The organism is Arthrobacter sp. 10N410, from assembly GCF_056394945.1.
In genome coordinates, this window is record NZ_JBFTIP010000003.1 from 483627 (window position 1) to 506042 (window position 22416).

Annotated in this window: 23 protein-coding genes and 3 tRNA genes; 5 read left to right on the top strand and 21 right to left on the bottom strand. The window is 68.4% G+C overall.

Features of this window, described 5'->3' with window-relative positions; translation table 11 throughout:
* Positions 1 to 6 precede the first annotated feature (6 nt).
* Genes AC1DB8_RS09945 through AC1DB8_RS09965 form a run of 5 tightly spaced genes read right to left on the bottom strand, consistent with a single transcriptional unit; the run spans position 7 to position 4960 of the window.
* Positions 7 to 561 carry a hypothetical protein gene (locus AC1DB8_RS09945; RefSeq protein ID WP_476892906.1) on the bottom strand — a complete coding sequence of 185 codons (555 nt, stop codon included), beginning with the start codon at positions 559 to 561 and terminating at the stop codon, positions 7 to 9.
* Between the two features lie 47 nt (positions 562 to 608).
* The gene (locus tag AC1DB8_RS09950) at positions 609 to 1385 is read right to left on the bottom strand and encodes an enoyl-CoA hydratase (RefSeq protein WP_476892907.1); all 777 of its coding nucleotides are present in this window, start codon (positions 1383 to 1385) and stop codon (positions 609 to 611) included.
* Positions 1382 to 2362, bottom strand: coding sequence for a 3-hydroxyisobutyrate dehydrogenase (gene mmsB / locus AC1DB8_RS09955; RefSeq protein WP_476892908.1), 981 nt, complete (start codon positions 2360 to 2362; stop codon positions 1382 to 1384). The genes AC1DB8_RS09950 and mmsB overlap by 4 nt, the downstream gene beginning before the upstream one ends.
* Positions 2355 to 3461, bottom strand: a complete 1107-nt coding sequence (locus AC1DB8_RS09960) for an enoyl-CoA hydratase/isomerase family protein (protein WP_476892909.1) — start codon at positions 3459 to 3461, stop codon at positions 2355 to 2357. Before AC1DB8_RS09960 ends, mmsB begins: the two co-directional genes overlap by 8 nt.
* Complete coding sequence (locus tag AC1DB8_RS09965) at positions 3461 to 4960, bottom strand: CoA-acylating methylmalonate-semialdehyde dehydrogenase (RefSeq protein ID WP_476892910.1); 1500 nt, start codon at positions 4958 to 4960, stop codon at positions 3461 to 3463. The genes AC1DB8_RS09960 and AC1DB8_RS09965 overlap by 1 nt, the downstream gene beginning before the upstream one ends.
* A gap of 157 nt (positions 4961 to 5117) precedes the next feature.
* Here AC1DB8_RS09965 and AC1DB8_RS09970 point away from each other — a divergent pair, with 157 nt between their 5' ends.
* Together AC1DB8_RS09970 and AC1DB8_RS09975 are read left to right on the top strand one after the other, a co-directional pair.
* Positions 5118 to 5924: an exodeoxyribonuclease III gene (locus AC1DB8_RS09970; RefSeq protein ID WP_441417969.1), complete on the top strand. Its 807-nt coding sequence runs from the start codon at positions 5118 to 5120 to the stop codon at positions 5922 to 5924.
* Between the two features lie 31 nt (positions 5925 to 5955).
* Entirely contained in the window at positions 5956 to 6867 is a 912-nt protein-coding gene (locus AC1DB8_RS09975) for a DUF8083 family protein (protein ID WP_441417970.1), read from the top strand.
* Between the two features lie 49 nt (positions 6868 to 6916).
* On the opposite strand, the gene AC1DB8_RS09980 is transcribed toward AC1DB8_RS09975, so the two are convergent.
* The 15 genes from AC1DB8_RS09980 to AC1DB8_RS10050 all read right to left on the bottom strand — a co-directional run bounded on the left by AC1DB8_RS09980 (position 6917) and on the right by AC1DB8_RS10050 (position 18404).
* Positions 6917 to 8014, bottom strand: a complete 1098-nt coding sequence (locus AC1DB8_RS09980) for a LacI family DNA-binding transcriptional regulator (protein ID WP_476892911.1) — start codon at positions 8012 to 8014, stop codon at positions 6917 to 6919.
* Between the two features lie 96 nt (positions 8015 to 8110).
* Positions 8111 to 8365: a hypothetical protein gene (locus AC1DB8_RS09985; protein ID WP_441417972.1), complete on the bottom strand. Its 255-nt coding sequence runs from the start codon at positions 8363 to 8365 to the stop codon at positions 8111 to 8113.
* A gap of 24 nt (positions 8366 to 8389) precedes the next feature.
* Entirely contained in the window at positions 8390 to 9280 is an 891-nt protein-coding gene (locus tag AC1DB8_RS09990; RefSeq protein WP_441417973.1) for a carbohydrate ABC transporter permease, read from the bottom strand.
* Positions 9277 to 10314 carry a carbohydrate ABC transporter permease gene (locus AC1DB8_RS09995; protein ID WP_441417974.1) on the bottom strand — a complete coding sequence of 346 codons (1038 nt, stop codon included), beginning with the start codon at positions 10312 to 10314 and terminating at the stop codon, positions 9277 to 9279. The genes AC1DB8_RS09990 and AC1DB8_RS09995 overlap by 4 nt, the downstream gene beginning before the upstream one ends.
* A 6-nt stretch (positions 10315 to 10320) precedes the next feature.
* Complete coding sequence (locus tag AC1DB8_RS10000; RefSeq protein ID WP_441417975.1) at positions 10321 to 11610, bottom strand: ABC transporter substrate-binding protein; 1290 nt, start codon at positions 11608 to 11610, stop codon at positions 10321 to 10323.
* A 251-nt stretch (positions 11611 to 11861) separates the two neighbouring features.
* Positions 11862 to 12473, bottom strand: coding sequence for a hypothetical protein (locus tag AC1DB8_RS10005; protein WP_441417976.1), 612 nt, complete (start codon positions 12471 to 12473; stop codon positions 11862 to 11864).
* Positions 12470 to 13156 (bottom strand): hypothetical protein, encoded by a 687-nt coding sequence (locus tag AC1DB8_RS10010; protein ID WP_476892912.1) that lies wholly within the window; start codon positions 13154 to 13156, stop codon positions 12470 to 12472. Before AC1DB8_RS10010 ends, AC1DB8_RS10005 begins: the two co-directional genes overlap by 4 nt.
* Positions 13153 to 13521, bottom strand: coding sequence for a hypothetical protein (locus AC1DB8_RS10015; protein ID WP_441417978.1), 369 nt, complete (start codon positions 13519 to 13521; stop codon positions 13153 to 13155). The genes AC1DB8_RS10010 and AC1DB8_RS10015 overlap by 4 nt, the downstream gene beginning before the upstream one ends.
* On the bottom strand, positions 13518 to 13709 hold the full coding sequence (locus AC1DB8_RS10020; RefSeq protein WP_441417979.1) for a hypothetical protein: 192 nt from the start codon (positions 13707 to 13709) through the stop codon (positions 13518 to 13520). Before AC1DB8_RS10020 ends, AC1DB8_RS10015 begins: the two co-directional genes overlap by 4 nt.
* Positions 13706 to 14164 (bottom strand): Asp23/Gls24 family envelope stress response protein, encoded by a 459-nt coding sequence (locus AC1DB8_RS10025; protein ID WP_441417980.1) that lies wholly within the window; start codon positions 14162 to 14164, stop codon positions 13706 to 13708. The genes AC1DB8_RS10020 and AC1DB8_RS10025 overlap by 4 nt, the downstream gene beginning before the upstream one ends.
* Before the next feature lie 111 nt (positions 14165 to 14275).
* Positions 14276 to 14722: a hypothetical protein gene (locus AC1DB8_RS10030; RefSeq protein WP_441417981.1), complete on the bottom strand. Its 447-nt coding sequence runs from the start codon at positions 14720 to 14722 to the stop codon at positions 14276 to 14278.
* A gap of 169 nt (positions 14723 to 14891) precedes the next feature.
* The gene (locus AC1DB8_RS10035; RefSeq protein WP_476892913.1) at positions 14892 to 17648 is read right to left on the bottom strand and encodes an ABC transporter transmembrane domain-containing protein; all 2757 of its coding nucleotides are present in this window, start codon (positions 17646 to 17648) and stop codon (positions 14892 to 14894) included.
* Positions 17649 to 18019: 371 nt separating this feature from the next.
* A tRNA-Phe gene (locus AC1DB8_RS10040) sits at positions 18020 to 18095 on the bottom strand.
* A 48-nt stretch (positions 18096 to 18143) separates the two neighbouring features.
* Positions 18144 to 18217, bottom strand: a tRNA-Asp gene (locus tag AC1DB8_RS10045).
* Positions 18218 to 18331: 114 nt separating this feature from the next.
* Positions 18332 to 18404: transfer RNA gene (locus AC1DB8_RS10050), tRNA-Glu, on the bottom strand.
* A gap of 197 nt (positions 18405 to 18601) precedes the next feature.
* On the opposite strand from AC1DB8_RS10050, the gene AC1DB8_RS10055 reads away from it, so the two are divergent.
* Complete coding sequence (locus AC1DB8_RS10055; RefSeq protein ID WP_476892914.1) at positions 18602 to 19645, top strand: PHP domain-containing protein; 1044 nt, start codon at positions 18602 to 18604, stop codon at positions 19643 to 19645.
* A 30-nt stretch (positions 19646 to 19675) separates the two neighbouring features.
* Here AC1DB8_RS10055 and AC1DB8_RS10060 read toward each other — a convergent pair whose 3' ends face one another.
* A complete protein-coding gene (locus AC1DB8_RS10060) occupies positions 19676 to 20278 on the bottom strand; it encodes a LysE/ArgO family amino acid transporter (protein WP_476892915.1) in 603 nt (200 codons plus the stop codon).
* Between the two features lie 68 nt (positions 20279 to 20346).
* On the opposite strand from AC1DB8_RS10060, the gene AC1DB8_RS10065 reads away from it, so the two are divergent.
* Complete coding sequence (locus AC1DB8_RS10065; RefSeq protein ID WP_476892916.1) at positions 20347 to 21228, top strand: ArgP/LysG family DNA-binding transcriptional regulator; 882 nt, start codon at positions 20347 to 20349, stop codon at positions 21226 to 21228.
* Positions 21229 to 21363: 135 nt separating this feature from the next.
* Positions 21364 to 22413 carry a DMT family transporter gene (locus AC1DB8_RS10070; RefSeq protein ID WP_441417989.1) on the top strand — a complete coding sequence of 350 codons (1050 nt, stop codon included), beginning with the start codon at positions 21364 to 21366 and terminating at the stop codon, positions 22411 to 22413.
* Positions 22414 to 22416 lie beyond the last annotated feature (3 nt).

Here is a 22416-nt window from a genome sequence, read left to right on the forward strand (position 1 = left end):
GCCGCGTCACCCCCGGGTGCCCAGCCTTTCCCGCAGCCCGGCCGCGAGTCCGGCGATGGTCAGGAGATCGAACAGGCCCCCGCCGAGTTCCACGAGTCGTCGGCGTCTAACGCCGGCGAGCCGGAGCCGCAGGTGCACCCGCGTCCCGGTTGCCGCGCCCGACGACGGTCGCAGCACTATCGCCCAGCTGATGGTGAGCGCACCGCGCTGCGAGCGGTGCACCAGCGCCTTTGGCGGGTCCACCTCGACGATTTCGAAGCTGGCATTGGGGCCGCCCCAATCAGCAATGACGTCCCCGGCGCTGAGGTCCTGGAGTGCGGGATCAATGGTCCGCAGGGCGCGGCGCCGGGCCGGAATGAGGGCTTCCGCCCAGCCAGGCAGGTACCAACCCGAACGTTCCTTGCCCAGCTGGACGATCCACGGCCAGACGGCGTCGGGCGGGGCCGGCAGCCCGAAGCCCCGGTCCATCACCACATCCGGGACCGGGACCAGCCCGTCGCCGGGAAGCACGGCCCGGACCTCCTCCGGCGTCGCCCCTACCCCCAGAAAGCCTGCGTGCATGGCCGCCTCGCTGTCGGAATTGGATCGCTGCGGCAAGCAGGCGCCGCTTAGCGGTGGGTGAAGTCGGGTTGCCGCTTTTCGCTGAAGGCCGCCATGCCTTCCTTCTGGTCCTCGGTGGCGAAGAGCGAGTGGAACACCCGGCGTTCGAACAGCACGCCCTGGGCCAGCCCGGTTTCGAAGGCCGCGTTGACCGCTTCCTTGGCCACCATGGCCACCGGTTTGGACTTGGAGGCAATCACCTCGGCGGCCTTGACGGCTTCCTCCACGACGTCGGCGGCCGGAACCACGCGGGACACGAGCCCCGCGCGCTCGGCTTCCGCGGCGTCCATGAAGCGGCCGGTGAGGATCATGTCCATCGCCTTGGCCTTGCCCACCGCGCGGGTGAGCCGCTGCGAGCCGCCCATTCCGGGGAGCACGCCGAGGTTGATTTCGGGCTGGCCGAACTTGGCGTTGTCCCCCGCAATGATGAAGTCGCACATCATCGCCAGTTCACAGCCGCCGCCCAGGGCGAAGCCGGAAACCGCCGCCACCACGGGAATGCGGAGCCGGGTGAAGTCCTCCCAGCCGCGGAACCAGTCGGCCGCGTACATTTCCATGTAGCCCTTGGACTGCATCTCCTTGATGTCCGCGCCGGCAGCGAAGGCCTTGGCCGAGCCAGTCACCACGACGGCGCCGACCCCGGGGTCGGTGTCCATCGCGGACACGGCGGCCACGAGTTCGTCCATGGTGGCCTTGTTCAGGGCGTTCAGCGCCTCTGGCCGGTTGAGCGTCACGAGCCCCACGCGGCCGCGGCGCTCCACCAGAATGTTTGCGTAGTCGGTCATGCCTGTCCCCTCGGCTGATGTTCGGATTTGTCCCGGATGTCGGTGATGATGCCGGAGAAGTCCCGGCCGGCACCGCCTTCCGCGGCAAAGGTATCGTAAATTTCGGAGGCCAGCGGGCCCAGCCGGGCGGCGACGCCGGTGCTTTCGAGCGCGTTGAGCGCGAGCTTCAGGTCCTTGGCCATCAGCGCCCCGGCGAACCCCGGCTGGTAGTCGCGGTTGGCGGGACTGGTGGGGACCGGGCCGGGCACGGGGCAGTTGGTGGTCAGCGCCCAGCACTGCCCCGACGCGGCGGAGGCGACGTCGAAGAGCGCCTGGTGTGTCAGCCCGAGCTTCTCGCCGAGCACGAAGGCCTCGCTGACGGCAATCATTGAGACGCCCAGGATCATGTTGTTGCAGATCTTGGCCGCCTGCCCGGCGCCGTGCCCGCCGCAGTGGACCACGCGTTTACCCATCACCTCAAGCATCGGTTTGACGGCCTTAAAGTCCTCCTCCAGCGCGCCAACCATAAACGTCAGCGTTCCGGCTTCGGCTCCGACCACGCCGCCGGAAACCGGGGCGTCGACGGCCCGGTGGCCGGCCGCCACCGCCAGGGCCGAGGCCTCGCGGGCCTCGTCCACATTGATGGTCGAGCAGTCCAGGAACATAGTCCCCGGCGCCGCGGCGGCCAGCAGGCCCGGCTGGCTGTGCTGTCCCGGCTCGCCGGGGGTGCCGCGGTAGGCGTCCAGCAGGTGTTTGCCGCTGGGCAGCATGGTCAGCACGACGGCGGCGCCCGCGACGGCTTCGGCGGCCGTGTCCGCGGTCGCGATCCCGTGGGCCCGCGCGGCTTCCAGCGCCGCCGGCACCACGTCGTAGCCGGTCACCGTGTAGCCGGCCTTGACCAGGTTGACGGCCATCGGGCCGCCCATGTGGCCCAGGCCGAGGAAGGCGATGGCGCCAAGGGCGGGCGTAGCGGTTTCCGGCGCAGCGGTCTCAGACATTGTTCTTCTCCATGTTCGTCTCTGAACTCTTCGCCTGCGGCGACAGCTGCAGTTCACGCTCCCCCAGCGGCGCGAAGTAGGCCTCGACGTCGTCGCCGCTGACCTCGGCCAGGCTGGCCGGCTGCCAGTGCGGCGTCCGGTCCTTGTCCACGACCTGGGCGCGGATGCCCTCGCGGAAGTCGGGCCCGGCGAGGAACCGCAGGCCCACCCGGTACTCCTGTTCCAGGGCTTCGGCCAGGCTCAGGCCGTGGGCGCGGCGCAGCGAGGCGAGCGCCACCTTCACGGCGGTGGGGGACTTGCCCGCGATGGTCTCGGCGACGTCGGCGGCCTCGCCGCCCACGGTGCGGAGCCGGTCCAGGATCTCTTCGGCGTCGTCGGACGAGTAGCAGGCGTCAATCCATTCCTGCTGCGCGGCGAGGACCGACGGGGGTGCTTCCCCGGCGAAGCGTGCGACGGCGGCGTCCACGGGTTCAGTTTCCAGCGCCGCGGCCAGTTCAGCGAGCTCTGCAGAGGGCACGAAGGTGTCCGCGAGGCCCAGGAACAACGCGTCGGCGCCGCTCAGATGCGCCCCGGTGAGGGCCGCGTGGGTGCCGGTCTCGCCGGGCGAGCGGGACAGCAGGAGCGTCCCGCCGACGTCGGGCACGAAGCCGATGGTGGTTTCCGGCATGCCCATCCGGGTGCGTTCGGTGACGATCCGGACCGAGCCGTGCGCGGAGATTCCCACGCCGCCGCCCAGGACCAGTCCGTCCATGAACGCCACGTAGGGCTTGAGGTAGTCCGAGATCAGCAGGTTCAGCCGGTACTCGACGGCCCAGAAATCCGCCGTCGCGTCGCCGCCGTCGAGCATGTCCCGGTAGATCGCCACGATGTCCCCGCCCGCGCACAGCCCCCGTTCGCCGGCGCCGCGGACCAACACGGCGGCGACGGCGTCGTCGTCGGCCCAGAGGGTGAGCTGGTCCAGCATCGCCGCCGCCATGCCGGCGGTCAGCGCGTTGACGGCCTTGGGCCGGTTCAGCGTGATGACGCCGAGCCGGCCGCGGCGCTCAAAGAGGACCTCGGCGGATTCTTCGGCGGTCTCATCGGAGGGCCGGGCCGCCATCAGCTGCCTTCCGGCATCACGAAGCTGGCGCCCTGGCGGATGCCGGAGGGCCAGCGGGTGGTGACCGTCTTGGTCTTGGTGTAGAAGCGGAAGGCGTCGGCGCCGTGCTGGTTGAGGTCGCCGAAACCGGAGGCCTTCCAGCCGCCGAAGGTGTAGTAGGCGATCGGCACCGGGATCGGGACGTTGATACCCACCATGCCCACCTGGACGCGGCTGGCGAAGTCGCGGGCGGCGTCGCCGTCGCGGGTGAAGATCGCCACACCGTTGCCGAATTCGTGTTCGCTGCAGAGTCGCAGGGCCTCGTCGTAGTCCTCGGCGCGGAGCACGCTGAGCACTGGGCCGAAGATCTCCTCCTGGTAGATCTTCATGTCCTTGGTGACGTTGTCGAAGAGGGTCGGGCCTACCCAGAACCCGCCGTCGTAGCCCTCCACCTTAAGGCCGCGGCCGTCCGTAAGCAGGCTGGCGCCTTCCTCGACGCCGGAGGCGATGTAGCCCTCGATCCGTTCCTTGGCGGAGGCGGCCACGACCGGCCCGAAGTCCGAGTCCTTGGCGAGGCTGTGGCCCACCTTGAGGTCAGCGATCCGTTCCTGCAGCTTTGCGACGAGTGCGTCGCCGGTGGCCTTGCCCACCGGGACGGCCACCGAGATCGCCATGCAGCGTTCGCCGGCGGAGCCGAATCCGGCGCCGATCAGGGCGTCCGCGGCCATGTCCAGGTCCGCGTCCGGCATGATCACCATGTGGTTCTTGGCGCCCCCAAAGCACTGGGCGCGTTTGCCGTGCGCGGCGGCGGTGGCGTAGATGTACTGCGCGATCGGGGTGGAACCGACGAAGCCGATGGCCTGGACGCGTGGGTCCTCCAGCAGCGCGTCCACGGCCTCCTTGTCGCCGTTGACCACGTTGAACACGCCGTCCGGCAGCCCGGCCTCGGTGAACAGCTCGGCCAGCCGCAGCGGCACGGAGGGGTCCCGCTCGGAGGGCTTGAGGATGAAGGAGTTGCCGGCGGCCAGGGCCGGACCGGACTTCCAGAGCGGGATCATGGCCGGGAAGTTGAACGGCGTGATGCCGGCGACGACGCCGAGCGGCTGCCGCATCGAGTGGACGTCGACGCCGGTCCCGGCACTGTCGGAGAACTCGCCCTTGAGCAGGTGCGGGGCACCGGCGGCAAACTCGACCACTTCGATGCCGCGCTGGATGTCGCCCTTGGCATCCAGGAAGGTTTTGCCGTGCTCGGAGGACAGCAGGGTGGCGAGCTCATCCATGTTCTGGTTGACCAGGTCCACGAACTTCAGCAGGACCCGGCCGCGGCGCTGAGGGTTCATGGCAGCCCATTCCAGCTGGCCCTTCTCCGCATTGGCGACCACGTTTCGGACTTCTTCGGCGCTGGCCAGGGGAAGCCTCGCCTGGACCTCGCCGGTGCAGGGATCGTAGACGTCGCTGAAGCGCCCCGAGGTGCCCTCCACGTGTTGTCCTCCGACGTAATGGGAAAGCTCACGAACCATGATGGAATGCTCCTTTGCATGTGACCTAGATCATCTCTGCACCCGAATATACTCGGACTTCCTACTAATCTCCAGAGTGCCCGGCCGCAGCGGCCTGCCCTGTCCGGCGCGTACTTGCCGCACCGCCGCCCGGCCAAGGAACGGTAAGTTAGGAACTGTGAAGATTGCTACCTGGAATGTGAACTCGCTCCGTGCCCGTGCCGACCGCGTTGAGGCCTGGCTGCAGCGCACCGACTGTGACGTCCTGGCCATCCAGGAAACCAAGTGCAAGGACGACAACTTTCCCTGGGAATTGTTCGAGCGGATGGGCTACGAGGTCGCGCACTTCGGCCTGAGCCAGTGGAACGGGGTGGCCATCGCCTCTCGGGTGGGGCTCGACGACGTCGAGCGCACCTTCATGAACCAGCCCGTCTTTGGCAAGGGCGGCAAGGACGAGGTGCAGGAAGCCCGCGCGATCGGTGCGACCTGCGGCGGGATCCGGGTCTGGAGCCTCTATGTCCCCAACGGGCGGGCGCTCGATGATGAGCACATGCCGTACAAGCTCAGCTGGCTGGACACGCTCCGCGCCCACGCCGAGGGCTGGGTCCGGGCCGACCCGGAGGCGCAGATCGCGCTGATGGGTGACTGGAACATCGCCCCGCGGGACGAGGACGTGTGGGACATCGACTACTTCCGCGCCGAGGGCCTGACGCATGTGAGCGAACCGGAACGCGCGGCCTTCCACGCCTTCGAAGACGCCGGGTTCACCGACGTCGTCCGCCCGCACGCGCCCGGGCCGGGCGTGTACACGTACTGGGACTACACCCAGCTGCGTTTCCCGAAGAAGGAGGGGATGCGGATCGACTTCGTCCTCGCCTCCCCCGCGCTGGCTGCCCGGGTCTCGGGGGCCTCGATCGACCGCGAGGAGCGCAAGGGCAAGGGCGCCTCGGACCACGCCCCGGTCATCGTGGAGCTGGCCGACTGATGGACGCCCGCCAGGGAAGCGCAGGCCCGCGATGACGGGCAACCTCTACCGTGGCCAGGCCGGATTGCCGTTCTCCTCCACGCTCCGGGTCTACGAGCCGCTGGAGGCCTTCCCGGCCGAGCAACAGGCGGCCCTGCGGACCGCCGGTGCCCGCGCGGAGTCCCGCGCCGCGGTGGAGAACGCCGAGCTGCTGGCCTCCCTGGGCCGCATCACCCGCCCCGGCGGGGATCCCTTCCCCACCGGACAGACCGACCTGGTGCGTGTGCTGGCCGTCAGCGGTTCCGCCGCCGCCCGCAACGACGCTGCCGGCAAGGGGGAGGAAATCGGCGACGGCGAAGTCCTGCCGGCCAGGCTGCTGTACTGCCCAAGCCAGCTGGTGCTCCGCGCCGGTCTGGCCGCCAACGCGTTGATGGAGGGGATCCACGGCCCGCTGGCGCAGCTGCTGATCCCCGAGGAGCAGCGGGACCGGCACCAGGAACGCATCGACCAGGTGAAGGCGCGCGAGGGGCTTGGCCGGGTGCACACCCGCGCGTCGACCTGGGGCATTCCGTTCAGCTGGTTCTGCCTCTTCCAGGAATCCGATCCCACGGACGTGGTGGAGTCCGACGGCCGGATCGTCACCGTGCGCATCCGGGCAACGATCGCCGCCGCACTGGAACGGGTCCGGCATGCCGTCGCGCATCTTGCCCTCGCTGCCCCGGACCTGGACATGCTGGAGGACCTGACCCAGCTCACCGAGTGGCTCGAACTCTTCCACCCCGAGTCGGTCGTGGAGCTTGATTACGGCGCGGTGGCGGACAAGGTCTACCCGGACGAGTCCCCGATGGACGTGCGGCTGGGGATCGAGTGCCTTGCCGAGGGTGACATGACCGGAGCGGCGGCCGCCTACCGGCGTCTTGCATCCCGCTGGATTCCGATCCGGCAGCTGGCCCGCGCCTCCTGAGCCCGTACCGCCGGCGCCGAAGCCCGGTCCCGGCGCCGAACCCCGCGGCCTAAGCCCGCCGGGATCCCTGGCCGGAAGCCGGGGCGAGCGGCACCGCGAGCAACGGGGCCGCCGTCGTGTCCCGCACGATCAGCCGGTGCGGAGCCACCGTGGAACGCACGGCCCCGGCAATCCCGTCGAGCTCATCGAGCAGCATCTTGGTACCGAGCTCGGCCTGCTCGTCGGGGCGCTGGCCGACGGTGGTGAGGCCGACGGCGGCGGAGAATTCGTGGTCATCGATCCCCACCACGGACAGGTCCTCCGGTATCCGGACGCCCGCCCGGCGGGCTTCGAACAGGACCCCCATGGCCATCTCGTCCGAGGCGCAGAAGATCGCGGTGGGCTTCGGTCCGGGCCGGTCCCAGAGCCGCTTGAACGCGTCCTGGCCGCTGCGGACGGTAAAGTCGCCCCACTCGTCCCATTCGGGCCGGACATCCAGCCCGGACTGGGCCATGACATCCTGGAACGCCTTGATGCGTACCCGCGGAACGTCGAAGTTCAGGTCTGTTTCGTCGTCGCCGTGCAGCAGCGCGATGTCCTTGTGGCCCAGGCCGATGAGGTGGCGCACCGCGGTGGAGGCCGCCTCGTAGTCGTCGATCCCGATGTAGGCGCAGCCCTCGACGTGGCCGCCCACCACGACGAGCGGGATGTCGATTTTTTGCAGGTGCTCGAGTTCCTCGCGGCTCAGTGCCATGCAGAGGACCAGGAGCGCATCGATCTGCTTGTAGACCATGGTCTTGCTGAACAGCCGCTCGCGGTGGCTGCCGTGACCGCCCAGGTTGAAGAGCGAGAGGTTGTACTGGCGGCCGTGCAGCTCCCGGTCCGCGCCTTCAATGGCCTTGGAAAAGAACCAGCGGCTCACGAACGGGGCCAGCACCCCGATGGTCCGGGTGCGGCCGGTGGCCAGGCCCGACGCCGAGGAGGAGGCCACGTAGCCCAGGGCCTCGGCGATTTCGAGGATCTTTTCCCGGGTCGCGGGAGAGACCCTGGGCAGCCCCCGGACGGCCCGGGAGACGGTGGCGGTGGAGACGCCCGCGGCGGCCGCCACATCCTCGATGCTGACGCCGGAGTGGCCGCCGCGTTGCGCCCTGTCTGTTGTCCGTGCCACCGTATCCCCTTGTCGGCTACCCGCAGAAGCGCGGCTAGCGTGCCGCCCCCACGGCGCCGGTCCTTCCTAGTTTCCGATCCGCCCCAGCGCGCGCCCTCAGCGCCGCCGGGTGGCCGTCCGGCCGGGCAAACGCCGCCGGAGCCGGATCATTCCGTACAGGGCCAGCAGCGTCGCCAGCAGCCCGAGCGCCCAGCCGACGGCCGGCTGGGCGGTCACCTCCATCCAGACGGTGACCGCCAGCAGGACCAGCGCCCAGAAGCCCAGGAACCCGATGATGATGTCGAAGTCCTCGCCCGAACGCACCCTGCGGTGCGTGGGGTGGATTTCACCCTGGTTCTGTCCGCGTGCCATCAGTAATCCGCCATCAGGAAACCGTCACTTGACGGCGCCGGCCGTCAGCCCGGCCACGATCTTGCGCTGGAACACCAGCACCAGGACCACGAGCGGGATGGTCACGATGGTGCCAGCCGCCATGATCGCCGTGTAGGGGATCTGGTTGGGCTGTGCGCCGGCGAAGCTCGCGATGGCGACGGTGACCGGCTGGGTCGCGTCGGACGAAAGCTGGCTGGCGATCAGGAATTCATTCCACGAGGAGATGAACGCCAGGATGGCCGTGGTGAAGATGGCGGGAGCCGCGAGCGGCATGATCACCTTCCGGAAGGCCTGGCCCTGCGTGCAGCCGTCCACCCGCGCCGATTCCTCGAGCTCCCACGGCATTTCGCGGAAGAACGACGTCATCGTGTAGACGGTCAGCGGCAGCACGAACGAGATGTTCGGGATGATCAGGGCCTGGTAGGTACCCATCCAGCCGATGTTGGTGAACAGCTGGAACAGCGGGGTGATGAGGGCGACGCCCGGGAACATCGAGGCCCCCAGGATGAAGCCCAGCACAAGGAACTTGAACCGGAAGTTCAACCGGGCCAGGGCGTAGGCCGCGAAGACGCCGATCAGCAGCGAGACCACGGTCACCACGACGCCGATGAACACACTGTTCAGCAGCGCCTGGCCGAAGTGGTTCCCGAAGGACGTATCGAACGCGGTGTTGAAGTTGTCCAGCGTGACGTGCGTCGGCAGGATCGAGGTGTCGTAGGTGAACCCGACGTCGCGGAAGGCGGTCACCACCATCCAGTAGGCCGGGGCGAGGCACCAGATGAGGATCACCAGGGCACTGATGTAGGTCCGGCCCTGGGCCCACTTTTCCCGGTTCTGGGCGACCTTGCGCCCCCGGTCCTGCTGCGCGCGCAGCTCGGTCGCGGCGGTGGTCATTTCTTCCCCTTACTAGCGCCGGTCTGCTGCTCCACCACGTTCGCGCCAAGGAAGCGCACGAAGATGAAGGCGACAAGGAAAATGATGATGAACGTAATGGTGGACAGTGCCGCCGCCACGTTGAAGCCCTGCCTGATCTGGTTGATCACCAGGATGGACAGCGTGGTGGTGTTGTTGGCCCCGCCGGTCAGGATGTACGGCAGGTCGAACATGCGCAGCGCGTCGAGGGTGCGGAAGAGGATGGCCACCATGAGCGCCGGCTTCACCAGCGGCAGGGTGATCATCCGGAACCGCTGCCAGGCCGAAGCGCCGTCAACCTTGGCTGCCTCGTACACCTCGGCAGGAATCATCTGCAGGCCGGCCAGGATCAGCAGCGCCATGAACGGCGTCGTTTTCCAGACGTCGGCGATGATGACCGCCCACTTGGCCGGCCACTCGCTGCCGGTCCACAGGATGGTCGTGTTGAAGAGCTTGTTGGCGATGCCCTCAAACGCGAAGATGAACAGCCACAGCTTGGCAGTGACGGCGGTGGGGATGGCCCACGGAACCAGCACTGCGGCGCGGACCAGGCTGCGTCCCTTGAAGGTGCGGGCCATGATCATGGCCATCCAGAAGCCGAGCACGGTCTCCAGGGCCACGGTCACAACGGTAAAGAAGAACGTCGTGGCGGTCGCGGACCAGAACTGGGAACCCAGGGTCCCCGGCGGGCAGGCGACTGTGCCGCCGTCGGGCGACGTGCACTGCTGGGCGATCCAGTTGACATAGTTCGAGAAGCCGGCTGGGCCGCCCTCGGTGAAGAGGCCGGTGGCCGGATCCAGGCCGGCGTCGGCCTGGAAGGACATCACGATGGCGCTGATAATCGGGTAAACGATAACGACAGCCAGCGCGATGATGGTGGGGGCAAGCAGCCAGGACGCCCACCTGCCCTGGCTGGCGATCACGTTGTCCTCCCCCACCCCCTTGGGTGCGTGGTGGAGCTCGGTCCCGCCCGACGCCGGCTTCTTAACCGGCGTCGGGCCCAATTCAGTTGCCATTTTGGACTACTTTGACTGGGTTTCGATGGACTTCTGCATGTCCGACAGCGCTGCGTCCACTGCCTTCTCGCCCTTGATGGCCGGGTATGCGTTGTCCTGGATGGCCTTGGTAACGGCCGGGTAGAACGGGGTCACCGGACGCGGGACGGCGTTCTCAATCGAGGTCTTCAGCACCGGCAGGTACGGCAGCTTCGCAACCAGTTCCTTGTCGTCGTAGAGCTTGGTCAGCACCGGAGCCAGCGAACCCTGCGTGGCGAAGAACTTCTGCGTTTCTTCCGTGGTGAGGAACTTCAGGAAGTCCAGCGCGGTGGCCTTGTTCTTGGAGTAGACGCTCATGCCGGCGCTGTGGCCGCCGAGCGAGGAGGCGCCGGGGCCGTCCTTGCCCGGGAGTGCGGTCATGCCCAGCACGTTCTTGACCTTGGAAGATCCTTCGGTGGTGGCCAGGTTGTAGACGTACGGCCAGTTGCGCAGGAACAGGAGCTTGCCGTCCTGGAAGGCCTGGCGGGATTCCTCTTCCTTGTACGTGATGGCTTCCTTCGGAATGTTGCCGTCAGCGTAGGCCTTGGCGAGGTTGCTGAGGCCGGTCTTGGCTTCCTCCGTGTTCAGGCTCGGCTTGCCGTCCTTGTCCAGCACGGAACCGCCGAAGGAGTTGATCGCCTCGGAGGCGTTCACCGTGAGGCCCTCGTACTTCGAGAACTGGCCGGCGTAGCAACCCATGTTCTTGGCCTTGGCGATCGAGCACATGCCCATCATTTCGTCCCAGGTCTTGGGCGGCGTGGGAACCAGGTCCTTGCGGTAGTACAGGATGCCGCCGTCGGAAGACTCCGGCGCGGCGTACAGGGTGCCCTTGTAGGACGCGGCGTCGAGGGTCGGCTTCAGCATTCCGGCGGTGTCGAGCGCCATCTTGTCCTTGAGCGGCTGCAGCCAGCCCTTCGCCGCGAATTCGGCGGTCCAGACGACGTCAACGCTGACCACGTCGTAGTTGGCGTTCTTGGCCTGGAAGTTCTGGACGAGGTCATCGTGCTGCTGGTCGGCCTGGTCGGTCTGCTCCTTGAACGTCACCTTCTCGTTCGGGTGCGCGGCGTTCCACTTTTCGATCAGCGGCCGGACCACGTTGCTGTTGTCCTTGCCCTGCACGTAGGTGATGGGGCCGCGCCCGTCCAGGTTGGCTGCCGCGTCGCCGCCGCCGCCACCGCCCGTGGTGCCACCGCCGCCTCCCCCGCCAGCACAGGCCGAGAGGGAGAGGGCCAAGACACCGGCCGCGGCTACGGGAAGTAGGTAATTACGGGATTTCATACAGGTGCTCCTCGCTGAGTACCGGCTGGACCGGTGGTGCAGTTGGTGTGGTGACCATCACACTAGCGACCCGGCGGTGAGGAATGCAAGCGTTTACATTAAACCTTTACGCAATGGAGACCGCCTGCGGCGGCGGTCATTCCGCGCGTTGCCGCGGCGGTGCGGGGTTGCCATCGGGCTGGGGCCTGCGTTTCCGGTGGGGCAAATGTGTCCAAGACCTCACCGTCAGCCGGCCGAAGCCCGGCGTCGGCTCAGCGGACGCGTTCGGCGCGGCCGAACCTGGACCGAGCGCCGGAGCCGATGTGAATCAGCACGGGTGTGCGCTTCCCGATCACGGCATCCAGTGCCTCCACCAGGGCCGAGACCTCCGCAGCCAGGATGTGCGGGGCGACGCCCTGGCGCGGTTGTACCCGGATCCGCAGGGCCGGCTCGCCGGCAAACTCGTAGGTGGCCACCGTGGCGCCGGCCAGGTCAGGCCGGTCGGCCAGTGCCGCCCGGAGGGCCTGTTCCGCCACACCGCCGCCGATCCGGACATTGCCGGGCACTTCGCCGGCGTCGTCCTCGGCGACGAGCAGGTTCGCGCGGCCTTTGCCCTGTTGCGCCAGCCAGGCCACCATGACCCCGATGACGAGCAGCAGCAGGACCACTATGACGATCCACAGCCAGCTCTCGGTCCCCCCTGGGAAGCGGGTGCGGTCGAAGAGTCCGCGGGCGCCGGCCCATACCCCCGCCGACCAGTACTGCCACCAGCGGCCGACGGCGGGGACGGTGGCCAGCAGGATCAGCAGGGCCCCGATGACCAGGAGCTTGGCGCCGAGGATGCCGATCAGGATCCGGTTGAGGATCCGCGGGGTACCGTTCACGCGCCGATCACCCCCGAGGAGGCCAGGTTGACCCGGACCTCCGGCAGGGGCGAGAGCGCCATGTCTCGGAGCTCCGCCTCCACGGCGGACTGGACGTCCGTTGCGCGGAGCGGCACACCGGAGGTGGGCCGGACGTTGACCAGCACCTGCCGCCGGGACACCACCACCATCACCTGCTCCTGCGTCACGTTGGCGGCGAGCCGGGCGCGCCGCGCCAGCGCCGAGGCGATCACCTCGTCATCGACCACGACGGCGGCCCGTGCGTCGGCGAGCACGTGCCGGGCCCGCCGTCCGGGCAACACCGCGTTGAGGAAGAAAAAGAGCCCGGCCGCGAACAGCACCGCGCCGACGACGCCGAGCAGGAGCGGCGGGACTCCGGCCGGGAGGGCGATGACTTTCTCGGCGGCGGTCTGCGGATCGATCAGCCACGGCGGCTGCCCAACGGCCCGCACCGCCGTTTCCAGCAGGGCGTAGACGCACAGCCCGATCACCAGGACTGCCGCGATGACGGCGGCTGACGCCCGGGACGAGCTGGTCTCGCGGGCTAGGACCCGCTCGGTTACGGCGTCGCCTGGGTCTGCCCCGGGACTCGCGGCGGGACCGGATCCGGCTGGGTGGGTGCCCGTGCCAGCGGCCTCCGGGGACCCGGCGCCGCCGTAGGGGCGTTCGGCGGCCTGGCTCACCGGACCCGCCCTCCGTCACTGACGCTGGCCCCGCTGATGCGGATGTCCACCCGGCTCAGCTGCGCGCCGCTGAGCTCCGTGACGCGGCGCAGAATCTCCGCCTTCGCGGCCACCGCACGGTCCCAGATGGGGCCGCCGAAGGATGCCACGCGGGCCGGGTCCCGGAGCACCGCGGTGAGCGACGGGACGGCGATAGGCGTGACGAGGGACAGGGCCAGCAGGCCGTCGTCGTCGGCCCAGTCGGCCCGGACGTCCTGCGGCGGCACACCGAGCGCCTCCGCAGTTGCGGCCCGCGCCACGCTCGTGAGGGCCTGGGTGCTGATCCGGTTGTGTCCGGCCAGCAGCCGTCCGGCGGTGGAACTCATGAGGAGGATCGCCGGCCCGTGAGGGCATCGACGACGCTGCGCAGGTCCAGTTTCCCTTCCGCCGCACGGCCCAGCAGGGCTCCGACGGCCATGAAGAGCAGGGAGCCGAGGAAGCCCCAGGCCCCGAACGTGAAGGACATGAAAGCCAGGAAAGCGCCGGCCGCAATGCCGACTACGGTCAGGTTCACTGCAGGGCCTCCCTCGTGGGTCGTGCCTCGCCGGAGGCCGCGGGCTTGGGCGGACCGGGGACGAAGACGTCATGGATCTCGATATTGACTTCAATGACCTGGAGGCCGACGAGTTCCTCCACGGCGGCATAGACAGCCGCCCGGATTTGGTCCGCCAATGCATGCAGCGGGGTGCCGTAGAGCGCCACGAGGTCAATGTCCACGGCCACCTGGGTCTCGCCGACCTCGGCGCGCACCCCGGCAGCGTGGTCCGAACTGCCGACCGCGTCGCGGATGGCGCCCAGGGCGCGGGAAGGCCCGGTGCCCAGGGAATACACGCCGGGAACGGCGCGGGCGGCGATGCCGGCAACCTTGGCGACAGCGGCTTCGGAAATCACGGTGCGGCCGGTCGCGGCACGGGCCGCCGCCGGCAGACCCACCCCGGGATCCGCGGACTGAGGATTCTGGTACTCCATCTGGCACTCCCCCTTCTCTTTGACACCACCCTAGCCCTTAGGGCCGACGGTGGGGCCACATCGCCTGGATTTCCGGGCCGCTTCGGACCCGGGAGCCATGTGCCCGAGGAGCTACTTGCAGTTGGCGGCAATCCAACCGGTCACGGGAGCCATGGCGTCCTGGAACTTGCCGCTGGAATAGACGGTCTGGTCGCTCAGGCCCGCGACGGCGACCTCGTTGAGTTTGGCGAAGTCGGCCTTGAGGCTGTCCGGTACGCGTTCGGCCGTGCGGCTGAGTTCGGCCTTGAGCTGCTCAAGTTCGGCGGTTTTGCCCTGTGCCGCCGAGAGCGGGAACAGCGAGGCGCCCGTGGCCTGCTCCGAAATCGTCTTGCAGGCCTCGGCCGCCGTCGGGAAGTCGCCATAGGGGCCGGAGGACTTGGTGGGGCTGGGCGTCGCGGAGGCGGACGGTGCGGGGGCCGACGACGACGGCGGGGCCGCGGCTTCCGGCGCAGAGCAGGCGGTTAGCGCCAGGGCGGCGAGGAGGGCGGTCACGGTCAGCGGGCGTGCAGTTTTCGTCAAAATCACTCTTCTGGTCGGGCGTGCGCCGCGGATCCGTCCAGGGACTGTCCGCAGCGATGGCGTTCTTCCCCAGCGTGCGAGTCTAGCCGGGAGTGCCGGCGTGTCCCCAACCCTGGTCACGGCGCCCGTGTCGGGCGAGGGAATTATCGTCCCGCGCGGCGTTGGACAGCTAATTGTTGGTCGCGCGCTGTTCGGGCAGGCGGACCGCCTCGGGCATGGGGAGATAATACGCGCCGGTGTAGCGTGACGTGTCCCCGGTCAGGGCCCAGACCGAGCCGCGCCGGCGGCCGGCGCGGCTGTCGAGGGTTGTCCGGTCGCGCGCGGCCAGGCGGTCCAGGACCGAGGCGATGACATCCTCATGCGTGCACAGCACGGTCCCCGTGCCGCGGGCGTTGTCGACGAGCCGCATCGCCCGTTCGATGCGGCCATCGGAAAGATCACTGGCCACTTCCACCGTCAGGGATGCACGGCGTGCCAGCGGTTCAACAGTGCCGATACACCGGGCGGCCGGCGCGGAGAGGATCCGGTTTATTTCGAAGAACGAGCCGAGTCCTTCGAGGGAGCGGGCTGTCGTGCGTCCTTCGTGGGCCAGCGGCCGGGTGAGTTCGGAGTGGTCCCACAGCTGGCGGGGTGTTGCCGTGGCCCCGCGGATAAGCAGCAGCATCCTGTCCCGGGCCGGCACCGCACGGATCCCAAGTTCCCGCTCCAGGACGCCGCCCAGTGCGAGAAGCACGGGCCGTTCGCGTGGTTCGCTCAGCGTGCGCAGCGCCGCCGGAATGCTGAACCAGCGGGCCTCGTCCACTTCATCGTTGGCCGAGAAGACGCCGCCCTGGGCCTCCGCGGCCCAGTAGCGCACCGTCTTGAGGCGCCGGCGGCGGTCCAGATAGGTCACCTGCGGCAGCTCCGCACCGGCCCGGCAGACGAGACCCGTCTCCTCGCCCACTTCCCGCAGCGCACATTCCTGGTCCGTCTCGCCCGGTTGGGCTTTTCCCTTGGGGATGGACCAGTCCTGATGACGGCGCCGGTGGACCAACAGCACCTCCAGCGCGCCCTCCCTTCCGATCCGCCAGGGGAGGGCTCCCGAGGTCGCGGGCCTCGCCGGCGTTCCCTCGCGGATCGCGCCCCGCGCAGGCAGCGGCAAGGCTGGAGGATCTTGGGCCCCCTGCAGCCCGTCGAGCCGGCTGTAGAGACCGCCGGCTGCGAGGAGTTGCCGGTGGTTACCGCTTTCCACAATCCGCCCGTGGTCCAGCACGTAGATCTTGTCCGCGCGCCGGAGAGTGGAGAGGCGGTGCGCGATCACGATGACAGTCCGCCCGGCCATCAGCCGGTCCATTCCCTCCATCACGTATTGTTCGGAGATGGCGTCCAGGCCGGAGGTGGGCTCATCGAGGATGACGATCGGTGTATCGCGGACCAGGGCCCGGGCGATCGCGATGCGCTGGCGTTGTCCGCCGGAGAGGCTGACGCCCCGCTCGGCAACCGGGGTGTCATAGCCCAGCGGCAGCTGATCAACGAATTCATCGACATGCGCGGCGTGGGCTGCGGCGAAAACCTGTTCCGGAGTGACGTTGTCCGATCCGTAGGCGATGTTGTCGTAGATGGTGCCGTGAAACAGGATGGATTCCTGCAGGACCATCGAGATCTGCTGGCGCACCGAGGCCAGCTGCAGTTCGCGGACGTCCACGCCGTCGAGGAGAACAGCGCCGCCCGTCACGTCGTAGAGCCGCGGAATAAGGCTGACCACCGTTGACTTGCCCGCACCGGTGGGCCCGGTCAGCGCAATCATCCGGCCCGGCTCCACACGGAGGTTAATCTTGTGCAGCACCTCGGAATCGTCGTAGTGGAAGTCGACATCTCGCAGCTCCACCGCGCCCGCCAGCCGCGGCGCCGGCGGGGCACCGGGCGGGTCCGTGATTGCCGGGGCGGTGCTGAGGACGTCCTGGAGCCGCTCCGCGCTGACCTGGCCCCGGCTCATGACCGTCGTCAGCTTGGAAAGTTCCTTCATCGGATCGTAAAGGGCTTTGAGGTACGCCAGAAAGACCAGCAACAGTCCCAGCGTCATTGAACTGTCCAGCACCCGCTGCACGCCCGCCCAGAGCACGACGACGGTGCCGAGTGTGACGATGACATCCACCAGCGGGGACAGTGCTGCCTGCAACCGGACCAGCCTCAGGCCCGCATTCATCCGCGCGGCATTGCGGAGCTGGAAATCGGCCTCATGGCGCGCCTCGCTGGAAGAGGACTGCATAACCCGCACCGAGGAGAAGGTCTCCGCCATCGTGGAGGCAATGTCGCTGTCCCTTCTCCGCGCGGCCCGGGACGCAGCCTTGATGCGGGGGCGGTACATCAGCACCGTAGCGAACAACACCGGTGAGACCGCCAGGGCGATCATGGCGAAGCCCGGATCAACCACCATGCAGATCGTCGTGATGAAAGCCAGAATGAGGATGTTGGGTACCAGGACAGCCAGCATTGAGATGATCATGGCGCGCACGTAGTCGACATCCGTGGTCGCCCGAGTCACCAGATCCCCGAGCCTCTGCTTGTCGTGGAAGGACAGGGAGAGCCGCTGGAGGTGGGTGAACACCTCGGAGCGGACGGATGCCATTACCCGCTCTCCGACGCCGTTGAGCAGCCGCGCCCCAAAATAGTTGGCCGCCGCATTCGCCAGGGTGAACACCAACAGGCACGCAACTGCCACCACCAGCAGCTGCTGACCTTCCAGCCCGGCCGCACCGAACGTTCGCAGGAACTCGTTCTTGCTCGCAGCGCCCGGGGTCTTGAGCACATCGTCGACAATGACTTTCAGGGGCCACGGCAGCGCCACCTGCAGGGCAGCCGCGAGGACCACCAGGGCAGCTCCGGCGGCCAACGCCGCGGCGCGTGGTGCCAAGGCGCGGCGAAACCGCCAAAAAGTCACAAACATCTGGGCGCCCTTTGCCCGGCGAAGCGGCCGCTCCGACGGCGCCGGGCGAGGCGGCCGCAGGCAGCGGGGTTGAAGCGGGCCCCTGCACACGGACACTTCCCAACGGTGTCCGTCTCCTGCAGATCCGAGCTGTCGGCGATCTCCACTGAGCGTCCTCCCCCTCTACGCCATGGGTTCGCTCAATGTCTACCCCCTGCGCCGCGTCCTGTCTATCCGTAGCCTCTGCGTAGTGCCTGCAGGTTCGGACCGAGCTTCCGGGCATCCTCGATTGCTCCAGAGGGGCCGTTTCACGCCGCAATAGGGCCATTACGGAGCGGCGGGTGGGTTAAAGAAGAAAAGCACCAGTTCGTTTATGAACTGATGCTTCCCAGTGGTGGCTCCGACCGGCGTCGATCCGGTGACCTTTCGATTTTCAGTCGAACGCTCTACCAACTGAGCTACAGAGCCTAGGTGACGTGTCACCATGACGGCCGGAATTTCTTCTGGCAATCAGAGCGACCCTGACGGGACTTGAACCCGCGACCTCCGCCGTGACAGGGCGGCGCGCTAACCAACTGCGCTACAGGGCCTTGCTTTTACTGCTTGTTTACTGCTGTTTCTTGCTGCCTGCAGTATCGCTACTGCAATTTTTCAAGGCCTTTAGCCTACCAGACTTTTTGGTCCGGCTTGACCAGTTCCTTGCGTACCCCCAACGGGATTCGAACCCGTGCCGCCGCCGTGAAAGGGCGGTGTCCTAGGCCGCTAGACGATGGGGGCCAGGACGCCATCCGGTAAAACCCACTGAAACAAGGGCAAAAATTAAGGGCCGAAGCCTTCCGTTTTTGTTCCCTTCGGGTTCCTCCGAACTGGACCTATAAAACTATAGGGCCAACTTCCGGAATCTCCAAAATCCACTCCACAACCCGGGAATAAGCTCTGGACAGGGCCCATGCGGCTGTGCGGATGATGGTCAGATGGACGCCACCGCTGCCCTCAATGAGATCGCTTTCTGGCTCGAACGCGAACGCGCCACCACCTTCAAGGTCCAGGCGTTCCGCAAGGCGGCCGAACTCATCGGCGGCTTCTCCCCCGGGGAACTGGCCGCACGGACGGCCGACGGCCGGCTGAAACGGATGAAGGGGATCGGCGACCGGACCTTCGAGGTGATTGCGCAGGCGGTCGGCGGCGGCGTCCCCGACTACCTCGCGGGCCTGCGGGAACGCGGCGCCGAGCCCCTCGCCGCCGGCGGCCATGAACTGCTGGCGAACCTCCGCGGCGACCTGCACACGCACAGCGACTGGTCCGACGGCGGCTCGCCGATCGAGTCCATGCTGGACGCGGCCCGGATGCTGGGCCGCGAATATCTGGCCTTGACCGACCACTCCCCCACCCTCAAGATCGCTAACGGCCTCAGCGCCGAACGCCTCACCGAGCAGTTGGAGGTGGTCGCGGGGATCGTGGCCGCGCAGGCCCCCGGGCCAGGCGCAGGCCACCCCCCGGTCCGCCTGCTCTCCGGCATCGAGGTCGACATCCTGGAGGACGGAACGCTGGACCAGGCACCGGAACTGCTGGACCGCCTGGACATCGTGGTGGCGAGCGTGCACTCGAAGCTCCGCTCGGACAGTCGGACCATGACCCGGCGGATGCTGGCCGGGATCGAGGATCCGCACACCAGGGTGCTCGGCCACTGCACCGGCCGCCTGCTGGACGGCTCCCGCGGGACGAGGCCGCCCTCGGACTTTGACGCGAGGCGTGTGTTCGCGGCATGCGCGGCGAACGACGTAGCCGTCGAAATCAACGCACGGCCGGAGCGCCAGGACCCCCCGGATGAACTGATCCAGCTCGCGCTCGACGCCGGCTGCCTCTTCAGCATCGACAGCGACGCGCACGCTCCGGGCCAGCTGGACTTCCTGCAATACGGCGCGGAGCGGGCCGCCCGGAACGCCGTGCCTGCGGAGCGGATCATCACCACCTGGCCGGTGGAACGACTCCTCGAGTGGTCCGGGCGCGGAGAGTAGCGGCCGGGGCCGGCCAGGCGGGCGCGGCGCTCAAGCAAGCAACAACACAGCAAGCGTGATCATCACGACGGCGATTGCGGCGTCGAGCACCCGCCAGGCCGCCCGGCGCCGGAACACGGAGGCCAGGAATCGCGCCCCCGCGCCGAGGGCGGTGAACCACGCAATGCTTCCAAGGCCGGCGCCGGCCGCGAACCACCAGCGTCCGGACTCGCCGTGGGCGGCCGCGAGCGACCCGAGCAGCAAGACGGTGTCCAGGTAGACGTGCGGGTTCAGCCAGGTGAAAGCCAGGCAGGTGGCCAGCACGGCCGCCCTGCTGCCCGGGGGCTTGTCCCCGGGCAGGTCCAGTTGTTCCCCGCCGATCGCGCGCCGGGCCGCGAGCGCTCCGTAGACGAGCAAAAACGCGGCTCCCGCCCACTTGATCACCACGAGGGCGGCGGGCGTCCGGTCCAAGAGGACGCCGATGCCGGCGACGCCCAGCACGATCAGCACCAGGTCCGAAACGGCACAGACCGCCACCACCATGGCCACATGGGAGCGCTGGATGCCCTGTCGGAGGACGAAGGCATTTTGCGCGCCTATGGCCACAATGAGCGACAGGCCGGCGGAGAGGCCGGAAAACAGGGGAAGGATCACCCTTCGACGGTAAGCGCCGGGCAAAGATGAAGCCAGCTAATCTTTCTGTTGCCACATAAGATTGGCTAATGATGGACATCTCCCCCGAGCAGGCCCGGACGCTGGCTGCCATCGTCACGCACGGAAGCTTCGACGCCGCAGCCGCCCACCTATCCGTGACCCCCTCGGCCATCAGCCAGCGGATCCGTGCCCTCGAGGCCGCGGTCGGCCGTCCCGTGCTCACCCGGGCCCGGCCGGCGGGACTCACCGAGTCCGGCCAGGCGGTGGTGCGGTTTGCCCGGCAGCTGGAGCTCCTTTCCGCAGACCTTGCCGAGGAGCTGCGGCCGGAGGAACCGCACGGGCGGACGCGCCTGACCCTGGTGATCAACAGCGATTCCCTGCATACCTGGGCGCTGGCCGGACTGGCCGCGGTGGCGGGAAGGGTCCAGCTCGAGATTCTCCGGGAGGACCAGGACTATTCGCTGGGCCTCCTGCGCAGCGGCGCAGCGGCCGCCGCCATCACCACCACGGCCGAGGCGGCGCCCGGCTGCACCTCACGGCGGCTGGGTGTCATGCGCTACCTGCCGGTCTGCACCCCCGGTTTCGCCGCCCGGTGGTTTTCCGGCGGCGCCTCGGCGGCTACCCTCGCCGCCGCCCCGGTCATTGTTTTCGACCGCAAGGATGATTTACAGGACCGATACCTCCGGTGGGTGAGCCGCACGGCATTGAACGCGCCCCGGCATTACATTCCGGCCGCCCACGAGTTCGGCGAAGCCATCCGCTGGGGGATGGGCTGGGGGCTGCTCCCCGAAATCGAAGTATCGGAGGAACTGCAGCGCGGCACGATGACGGCACTGGATCCCGCGGCGCACGTGGATGTCCCACTCCACTGGCAGCAATGGCGGCACGGATCGGCCGCACTTGACGAGGTCGCGGCGGCCATCCGGGCCGCCGCCCGCCCGCTCCGGTGAATCAGGGCCGCTGAATCTGCGCCGGTGCGCCGGGCCGGGCGCGGCGCTGGGCTTGGCTGCATTTTGGCAGTAAACCGACTAGACCTGACCGATTCCCGCCAGCTGCCGGGCCGCCGCACGGGCTAGATTGGCAGCATGGCAACAACAGCCGAGACAGGCTCCCCCTCCCCGGACAGCGCACATCCGGACAATACCCACCCGGACGGCACGCACCCGGACAGCACGCACGAAGCGGCCTCGCATGCCGCCCCACCGGCCGCGGCGCAGGCAACCCGCCGGCCCGGGCAGATCAGCAGGCTCGGAATCGCCGCCGTCGTCGTCACCGTGGTGCTCTGGGCGTCGGCCTTCGTGGGCATCCGCGCGGTCGGCCCCAGCTTCTCCCCCGGACCGCTGACCCTGGGACGGCTTGCCGTGGCCGCCGTCGTGCTGGGTCTCGTGGTACTGCCGCAGTTCCGCAAGACCGCCGTGCTGCCCCGGGGCCGTGAGTGGTGGCCCATCCTGGCCTACGGCGTGATGTGGTTCGGCGGCTACAACGTTGCCCTGAACGCCGCCGAACACATGCTCGACGCCGGCACCGCCGCCCTGCTGATCAACGTCAACCCCATCCTCGTCGCCGTGATGGCCGGGATCATCCTGAAGGAAGGCTTCCCGCGCTGGCTGATCATCGGCAGCCTGGTGGCCTTCGGCGGCGTGGCAGTGATTGCCCTCGGTTCCGGCCAGCGCTCGACGGCGGACGTTGCCGGCGTGCTGCTCTGCCTGCTCGCGGCCGCTCTCGCGGCGGTGAGCGTGATCGTGCAGAAGCCGGTGCTCCGGAAGTTCCCCGCGGCCCAGGCCACCTGGTTCGGCATCATGGTAGGCGCCGTGTGCTGCCTGCCCTTTAGCGGCCAGCTCGTCGCTGAACTGCAGGCGGCGCCGCTGCCCGCAACGCTGGGGCTGGTGTACCTGGGCGTCTTTCCCACTGCGATCGCGTTCACCACCTGGGCCTATGCGCTCTCGCTGATCGACGCCGGACGGCTTGCCGCCACCACCTACCTGGTGCCCGGGACCACCATCCTGATCTCCTGGCTGGTGCTGGGCGAGATCCCCACCATCTGGGGCCTCGTGGGCGGCGTGATCTGCCTCGCCGGCGTCGCGCTGACCCGGCGCCGTTCCCGGCCGCTGCGGGGCGCACCGGCCAGGGCATAGAGT

Excerpts from the sequence above, each read along its gene's own strand:
- AC1DB8_RS09945 (WP_476892906.1), bottom strand. The coding sequence starts at position 561 with ATGCACGCAGGCTTTCTGGGGGTAGGGGCGACGCCGGAGGAGGTCCGG.
- AC1DB8_RS09950 (WP_476892907.1), bottom strand. The coding sequence starts at position 1,385 with ATGACCGACTACGCAAACATTCTGGTGGAGCGCCGCGGCCGCGTGGGG.
- mmsB (WP_476892908.1), bottom strand. The coding sequence starts at position 2,362 with ATGTCTGAGACCGCTGCGCCGGAAACCGCTACGCCCGCCCTTGGCGCC.
- AC1DB8_RS09960 (WP_476892909.1), bottom strand. The coding sequence starts at position 3,461 with ATGGCGGCCCGGCCCTCCGATGAGACCGCCGAAGAATCCGCCGAGGTC.
- AC1DB8_RS09965 (WP_476892910.1), bottom strand. The coding sequence starts at position 4,960 with ATGGTTCGTGAGCTTTCCCATTACGTCGGAGGACAACACGTGGAGGGC.
- AC1DB8_RS09975 (WP_441417970.1), top strand. The coding sequence starts at position 5,956 with ATGACGGGCAACCTCTACCGTGGCCAGGCCGGATTGCCGTTCTCCTCC.
- AC1DB8_RS09985 (WP_441417972.1), bottom strand. The coding sequence starts at position 8,365 with ATGGCACGCGGACAGAACCAGGGTGAAATCCACCCCACGCACCGCAGG.
- AC1DB8_RS09990 (WP_441417973.1), bottom strand. The coding sequence starts at position 9,280 with ATGACCACCGCCGCGACCGAGCTGCGCGCGCAGCAGGACCGGGGGCGC.
- AC1DB8_RS09995 (WP_441417974.1), bottom strand. The coding sequence starts at position 10,314 with ATGGCAACTGAATTGGGCCCGACGCCGGTTAAGAAGCCGGCGTCGGGC.
- AC1DB8_RS10000 (WP_441417975.1), bottom strand. The coding sequence starts at position 11,610 with ATGAAATCCCGTAATTACCTACTTCCCGTAGCCGCGGCCGGTGTCTTG.
- AC1DB8_RS10015 (WP_441417978.1), bottom strand. The coding sequence starts at position 13,521 with ATGAGTTCCACCGCCGGACGGCTGCTGGCCGGACACAACCGGATCAGC.
- AC1DB8_RS10025 (WP_441417980.1), bottom strand. The coding sequence starts at position 14,164 with ATGGAGTACCAGAATCCTCAGTCCGCGGATCCCGGGGTGGGTCTGCCG.
- AC1DB8_RS10035 (WP_476892913.1), bottom strand. The coding sequence starts at position 17,648 with ATGTTTGTGACTTTTTGGCGGTTTCGCCGCGCCTTGGCACCACGCGCC.
- AC1DB8_RS10055 (WP_476892914.1), top strand. The coding sequence starts at position 18,602 with ATGGACGCCACCGCTGCCCTCAATGAGATCGCTTTCTGGCTCGAACGC.
- AC1DB8_RS10065 (WP_476892916.1), top strand. The coding sequence starts at position 20,347 with ATGATGGACATCTCCCCCGAGCAGGCCCGGACGCTGGCTGCCATCGTC.
- AC1DB8_RS10070 (WP_441417989.1), top strand. The coding sequence starts at position 21,364 with ATGGCAACAACAGCCGAGACAGGCTCCCCCTCCCCGGACAGCGCACAT.